The organism is Streptomyces sp. PA03-6a, assembly GCF_033792765.1.
In the GTDB taxonomy this organism is placed as follows: Bacteria; Actinomycetota; Actinomycetes; order Streptomycetales; family Streptomycetaceae; genus Actinacidiphila.
In genome coordinates this window covers 54,577-61,030 of record NZ_JARAVK010000021.1, presented here as the reverse complement: position 1 = coordinate 61,030, position 6,454 = coordinate 54,577, and the positions used below count along the sequence as shown (strand labels likewise).

Sequence of the window (6,454 nt, the reverse complement as noted above, 5' to 3'; positions counted from 1 at the left end):
GGGTGAAGGCGGTGGGGTGTGTGGTCACGGGGTGCTCCAGGCCGTCATTCGGGGAGCCGGCCGACCTGGACGTTCTCCAGGATCCCTGCCGCGTCGGGCACGAGGATGGCCAGCGAGTAGTAGGCGGTGACGAGGTAGCTGATGATCGCGGCGGAGTCGATGCCCATGAACCGGACGTTCAGGCCCGGCTGGTACTCCTCCGGGATGCCGGTCTGGTGGAGGCCGACGACGCCCTGGTCGGCCTCGCCGGTGCGCAACGCGATGATGCTGGTGGTCTGGTCGTCACTGATCGGGATCTTGCCGCAGGGCAGGATCGGGACCCCGCGCCACGCCGGCACATCGTGGCCGTCGAGGCTCGCGGTGCCGGGCATCAGGCCGCGCCGGTTGCACTGCCGGAAGAAGGCGGCGATCGCCTTGGGGTGGGCGAGGAACACCTTCGTCTTGCGGCGCATCGACAGCAGCTCGTCCATGTCGTCCGGGACCGGCGGGCCGGCGAAGGTGCTGACCCGCTGGCCGTAGTCGACGTTGTGCAGGAGGCCGAACTCCCGGTTGTTGACCAGCTCCCACTCCTGGTGTTCGCGGATCTCCTCGACGGTCAGGCGCAGTTGCTGCTCGGTCTGGTCCATCGGGTCGTTGTAGAGGTCGGCGACGCGGCTGTGGAGCCGCAGGACGGTCTGGGTGAGGGACAACTGGTACTCGCGCGGGGCGAGGTCGTAGTCCACGAAGCCGCCCGTCAGCGTCGGCTCGCCCACGTGGCCGGCCTGCACCGGAACGTCGGCCTCGCCCTTGCGGTTCATCGGCCGGTGCTGCCGGTCGACGTAGGACCGCAGATGCGCGCCGAGGGACGGCGCCCGCTGCGTGAGGTCCTCGACGGCGGCCCAGGGCATCGCGAGGACCACCCCGGCCGTCTCGGCCCGCACCGAGGCCGACCACAGCGGGTCGGGCTGTCCCACGGCCTCGTCGCCCAGCTGGTCGCCGTCCGTGACGACCCCGATGATCCCCTCGTCGCCGTACTTGCCGCAGGTGTAGCGGGTGAACCGGCCGCGGACGACCAGGTACACCTCCGTCACGGGCTGGCCCGCCTCGAAGAGCACCTGTCCGGCGCGTACCTCCTGGGGCCGGAAGTGGCCGGCGATCTCCCGCAGGACGTCCGTGTCGGCGTAGCCGCGCAGGATCGGCAGCTCCGTGAGCGACTGCGGGATGACGCGGATGTCGTCACTCCCGTTGTGCTCGAAGTGCACACGGCCACGGTTCGTGCGCAGTTGGAGGCGCCGGTTGACCCGGTACGTGCCGCCCTTGACGTCCACCCACGGCAGGGCCTTCAGCAGCCATCGCGAGGTGATGGCCTGCATCTGCGGTTCGGACTTGGTGGTCGTGGCGAGCTGGCGTGCCGCGCGGGTGCTCAGACTGGTGAGCTGCTCGGCCGCGGGATCAGCGGCGGGTTCTTCGACGGCGGGACCGGTGGCGCTGTCCAGTGTGGACACATTCCCTCCAGCAGGGCTGGTGAACGAACAGAGGTGACCGCAGCGGTCGGTGACGACGTGACGGCGGCGACCCTGTGATCCACTCAATCAGGACAGACCGGGCGCGGGGTACGGCGTGAACGGGGCGGATCAGCGCGCCGGGGGTGGTAAACCTGCTGTCGGGGGCGGGGGTGGCCGACAGTGTGCTCCTGGGCCACCGGAGCGCTTCCGTGAGCCGTGTGACGTCACCCTCCGGAGAAGATTCACCACCACGAAACCACCGCCAAAACATCCGGGACACCTGGCCCCCGACGACCCGGACCCCGCCACCGAGGGCCCATGGCGTCCAGGCGCACGTCGGGCCTGGCCGGGCGTGAGGTCGGTCCACGACCCGCCGGGCGCGCCGGCGGACACCGGCGGTGGCCTCGTCCGTCCGGGTGACGCGCTGCGCCGCCTCCACGCGCGGCGTGCCACGTCACGCCGAAGGCGTCCGCACTTCGCGCTTAGGGTGACGCCAGGAGGTGGCGGATGCGCGTGGGGTTGCACGCACTCGGCATCGGAGACAGTGCCCGTCCGGAGGTCATCGGCGCGGTGGCCACAGCCGCGGAGACGCACGGCTTCGCCCGGCTCTGGTGCGGCGAGCACGTGGTCCTCGTGGACGCGCCCGCCTCCCGTTACCCCTACTCCGCGGACGGCCGGATCGCCGTACCCGCGGACGCGGACTGGCTGGACCCGCTGCTCGCGCTCAGCTACGCGGCAGCCGTCACCAGCCGGATCGAACTCGCCACCGGTGTGCTCCTGCTGCCCGAGCACAACCCGGTCCTGGTCGCCAAACAGGCCGCCACACTCGACGTGCTCTCAGCCGGGCGCTTCTGCCTCGGGGTCGGGGTCGGCTGGTCGGCCGAGGAGTTCGCCGCACTCGGGGTCCCCTTCGCCGGGCGCGGTCGGCGCGCCGAAGAGTACCTCGCCGCGATGCGCGTCCTCTGGGCCGAGGATCCGGCCTCCTTCGCGGGCGAGTTCACCCGCTTCGACGCGATCCGGGTCAACCCCAAGCCCCTGCGCGGTGGCCGGCTCCCGGTCGTGGTCGGCGGCCACAGCGACGCCGCCCTGCGCCGCGCGGTCAGGCACGCCGACGGGTGGTACGGCTTCAACGTCCCGGTGGCCGACGTCGGCTCGCACGTGGCCGTCCTCGCCGACGAGTGCGCCCGCCGCGGTCGTGCCTTCGACGAGCTCACGGTCGCCGTCGCGTTGAGCGACGGCACGCCCGAGTACCTGCCGGCCCTCGCCGCGGCGGGCGTCTCGGAACTCGTCGTCGTCGGCGCACCCCCGCCCGCTCCCGACGCGGCGGCCACCTGGGTCGCAGAACTCGCCCGGGAGTGGATCATCCGGAATGAGTGACCGTGGCCCGTCTGCGCAGTGACCCGCTGACCCCGGCGCTGCATCCCATGGACGGTGGGTCAGATGCGTCCTTCTGAGGCGAGCCACTGGAACGGGAATCCGTACCGGCCCGCGTTCCTGTCGCGGAATTCCATGCGCAGGCGCGCGCCGAGATCGCCTTCGAACATGCCGGTTGGCTCATGCGCCTGCACCACTCACACGAGGACCGCGCCCCGCACATCCAGCAAGCCGATGCCCAAGGCCGTCGCCGGGCACGAAGATGCAGGGACCCGTGCGCGGGGTGACCGCGTCACGCCGTCCCTGCCGGTGGACCGTGGTGACCGACCAGTCCCCGTCGTCAGAGCCCCGGCACCGGCACCGTCCAGGAGGGCTCACAAATCACGGCTGCGGCTTCCTGCGGCCGGCTGAGGCTTGCTGGATGTCTGCGCCGGAGCTGACGTGCCGCTGGGTCTCCTGGGGGCCGTGCCAGTCCAGGCACATCGCGGTGGCATCGTCTTCGAGCCGGCCGCCGGCGGCGTCCCGGACTGCGGACGTCAGCGTCAGCGCGGTCTCGCGCGGATGCAGGTCCCGGGTGCGCTCCAGCATGTCGAGCAGGTCGACCTTCTGCCCATGGCGCTCGAGCATGCCGTCGGTCAGCATGAGCAGACGGTCACCGGGGCGCAGATCGATGTCTTGGACCCGGTAAGGGTGCGGCGCATACGCGGAGAGCCCGAAGGGATGGTCCACCTCGCAGGTGATCACCTCCGCGACCCCCTTGCGTACGCGCAGTGGCCAGGGGTGACCCGCGTTGACGAGCTGGGCCTGCCCGGTGTGGAGGTTGATACGCAGGAGCTGCCCGGTGGCGTGACCGTGGCCGTGATCAGCCAGGGCCTGGTCGGCCCGACGAGCCTGCTCGGCCAGGCCGGCTCCCACACGGCGCGCGCCGCGCAGAGCGCCCACCAGGACCGTGGCGGCCAGGGCGGCGTCGATGTCGTGCCCCATGGGGTCGGTCACCGACAAGTGCAGGGTGTCCCGGTCCACGGAGTAGTCGAAGGTGTCGCCACTGAGGTCTTCGGAGGGCTCCAGGCTCCCGCACAGGGTGAACTGCGCGGCCTCGCAGGACAATGACGCGGGCAGCAGCTGGTACTGGATCTCCGCTGCCAGGGTCGGGGGCCTGGAGCGTTTGCCCCAGGTGTAGAAGTCGGTGAAACGCCCGTCGGCGATCACGACATAGGCCAGGGCATGGGCGGCTTCCCCGACGGCATCAAGGACGTCTTCGCCGCAGTCAGTCGGCAGGAGCAGCTCCAGCAGTCCAATGGCGTCCCCCCGGTTGGTGACCGGTACGATCATTCGCTGTCCGCGGCTCGTCGTCTCTTGATACAGCCGCTGGGTACGGATCACCTGCTCGTAGACGCTGCCGAACAGGGGGATCCGTTCCGCTTCCCTGTCACCCCCCACTGCCCCGGCGGTGGACAGCCGCGCTACCGCCTTCCCCGTCAGGTCCACAATGAGGAAAGAGACCTTCGTAGCCTGAAAACGCAGCCGCAGGTCCTCCGCAACCACGTCGACGGCATCCGCCGGCGCCGCTGTCTCGGCCGCCGTCAGCAGCCGGGGAAGTCCACTCGTTCCAGCACTCACGGCCGCGGTCCCTTCCACCAGCCCCCTCACCAGCTTGGCTACCGCAGCGGTGAGCGTCAATCTGTGCCCACTCGCGGCTGCAACCGGCGCAGTGTGCTCCGCGGGCCCTCAGACATCAACGGCAACAGAATTCCCGGCCAGCCCTGCGTTTCACGCTCGCCAGGAGCGGATGCGTTCGGCGGCGGTGAACACGTCGGCCTTGCCGCTGACGATGTCGCGGGCGAGCTCCACCGGGGCGTAGGGCGCGGTGAGGGTGTGGCCGCTGGCCGTCATGTAGGCCACCGCGGCCATCGCGCCGAACAAGGCGTTGCGGGCGGGGAAGAAGCGGAGCTGGATGATGGTGTGCATCAGGGCGGCCGCGCGCCAGGCCTCGTCGTAGTCGGCACCGAAGGCGGGGGTGTTCACGCGGTGCCGGGCGACGGCTGCGACCAGTGCGGAGTAGTCGCGTACCGCCAGGTCCGTCATGCGGGCCTCTTGGATCTCCAGGAGCCAGCGGACGTCGACGAAGAGCTCCATCAGGCGGCGGCACCCGCTCCACTGCGGGGTGCGTCGTCGGGGAAGGCCTCGTCGAAGGCGGCCGCGTGGGCGTCGTGGAAGTCGAGCGCCGTGGAGACGAAGACGCGGCGGCGCCCTTCGAGGACGGTCGTGGCGTGGATGTAGTCCTCGACGGACATCCCGGCGGCTGCGGCGGCGACTTGCAACTGCCGCAGCTCGGCTTCGGTGTAGTCCACGCTCACATCCGGCATGCACCGAAGGTACCGGATCGGCTGCGGCCGCTGCACCTGAGCCTGCCATCTGCTGCGTCAAACGGAACCGAGCCGGTCATGGCACGAAAACCCGAGGTCCCGGCGCACCGAAGGGTGCGCCGGGCCTGATGCGTGTCCTCGGCTACCACCAGATGACGGCGTATCCGTCGCCACCGTTGTCGGCGGGAATCAGCGCGGCCACCGTACCGTCGCCTCCCGTGCCCGCACCCTGTGGGGCGGGCTCGACGATGCCGCTCACCGCAGGCTGGCCGCCGGGGCCTGCCAGCCCTTGGGCCACGACGGGAGGCTGGCCCGCGGCGCCCTGACGGGTCGTACCGCCGACCGAGCAGAAGCCGTTTCCGCCGGGACTGGGAGTCAAGGGGAGGAGGCCGGCGCGTCCTCCGGTGCCGCCGTCACCCCTCGCGAGAATGCCGCTCGGGCCGGACAGGACGGTGTTCGCCCCGTTGGTACCGTTCACGCCGATGGCGTTGGCACCGATCCCTCCTTGACCGACGGTCACGTTGTAGACCGTCCCGGGTGTCACGTCCACCGGGCACCAGGCGAAGCCGCCGGCACCGCCGCCTCCACCGAGGGGGACGGGGATGAGTCCGATTCCACCGCCGCCCCCGCCCGCACCCCATACCTGGACGAAGACCCTGGTGACCCCGGCGGGCGGGGTGAACGTTCCGTCGCCGACCCTGAAGTCCACCAGGTCGTGGGGGGCGGCGGCGGTCCCGGGCGGACCAGCCGGGCCCTGCGGACCCTGCGGACCCTGCGCCCCGGGGTCGCCCTGGTCCCCGGGGTCGCCCTGCGGGCCGGCAGGCCCGGCGGGACCCTGCGCTCCGGGGTCGCCCTGCGGGCCGGCTGGCCCGGCAGGACCAGCCGGACCCTGCGCTCCGGGAGTTCCGGGAGTTCCGGGCGGTCCGGGCGGTCCGGGCGGGCCCTGCGGGCCAGGAGGCCCGGGGATGCCCGGTCGGCCGGGATGCCACGGACGGCCCGGGTACCCGGGGTAGCCGTGGTAGCCGGGGCGGCTCGGGCAGTACCCGGGGAAGTAGGGGAAGAGGAAGCACGGGTCGGCGAGAGCGGTCGTGGCGCCGGGTTTCACGGCGTCAGCCTGTCCACCGTCGGCGCTTTCCGCGTCCGCGGCACCTGTCAGAGCACTGGACGCCAGGGCCACGCTCGCGGCCATCGTCCACATCCGCAGACCACCTCGGCGTCGGCTTACGGGCG

The 6,454-nt window shown here is 71.5% G+C and carries 6 protein-coding genes; 1 reads left to right on the top strand and 5 read right to left on the bottom strand.

Features of this window, described 5'->3' with window-relative positions; genetic code table 11:
- Positions 1 to 44: 44 nt before the first annotated feature.
- Entirely contained in the window at positions 45 to 1,484 is a 1,440-nt protein-coding gene (locus tag PV350_RS08160) for a family 2B encapsulin nanocompartment shell protein (RefSeq protein ID WP_500333251.1), read from the bottom strand.
- A gap of 507 nt (positions 1,485 to 1,991) precedes the next feature.
- On the opposite strand from PV350_RS08160, the gene PV350_RS08155 reads away from it, so the two are divergent.
- On the top strand, positions 1,992 to 2,861 hold the full coding sequence (locus tag PV350_RS08155; protein ID WP_500333250.1) for an LLM class F420-dependent oxidoreductase: 870 nt from the start codon (positions 1,992 to 1,994) through the stop codon (positions 2,859 to 2,861).
- Between the two features lie 378 nt (positions 2,862 to 3,239).
- Here PV350_RS08155 and PV350_RS08150 read toward each other — a convergent pair whose 3' ends face one another.
- From PV350_RS08150 to PV350_RS08135, 4 genes are all read right to left on the bottom strand, one after another.
- Positions 3,240 to 4,478, bottom strand: coding sequence for a PP2C family protein-serine/threonine phosphatase (locus PV350_RS08150; RefSeq protein ID WP_499508905.1), 1,239 nt, complete (start codon positions 4,476 to 4,478; stop codon positions 3,240 to 3,242).
- A gap of 150 nt (positions 4,479 to 4,628) precedes the next feature.
- Entirely contained in the window at positions 4,629 to 4,994 is a 366-nt protein-coding gene (locus tag PV350_RS08145; protein WP_500333249.1) for a toxin Doc, read from the bottom strand.
- Positions 4,994 to 5,224 (bottom strand): hypothetical protein, encoded by a 231-nt coding sequence (locus PV350_RS08140; protein WP_499508907.1) that lies wholly within the window; start codon positions 5,222 to 5,224, stop codon positions 4,994 to 4,996. Before PV350_RS08140 ends, PV350_RS08145 begins: the two co-directional genes overlap by 1 nt.
- Before the next feature lie 142 nt (positions 5,225 to 5,366).
- Positions 5,367 to 6,413 carry a glycine-rich domain-containing protein gene (locus PV350_RS08135; RefSeq protein WP_500333248.1) on the bottom strand — a complete coding sequence of 349 codons (1,047 nt, stop codon included), beginning with the start codon at positions 6,411 to 6,413 and terminating at the stop codon, positions 5,367 to 5,369.
- Positions 6,414 to 6,454 lie beyond the last annotated feature (41 nt).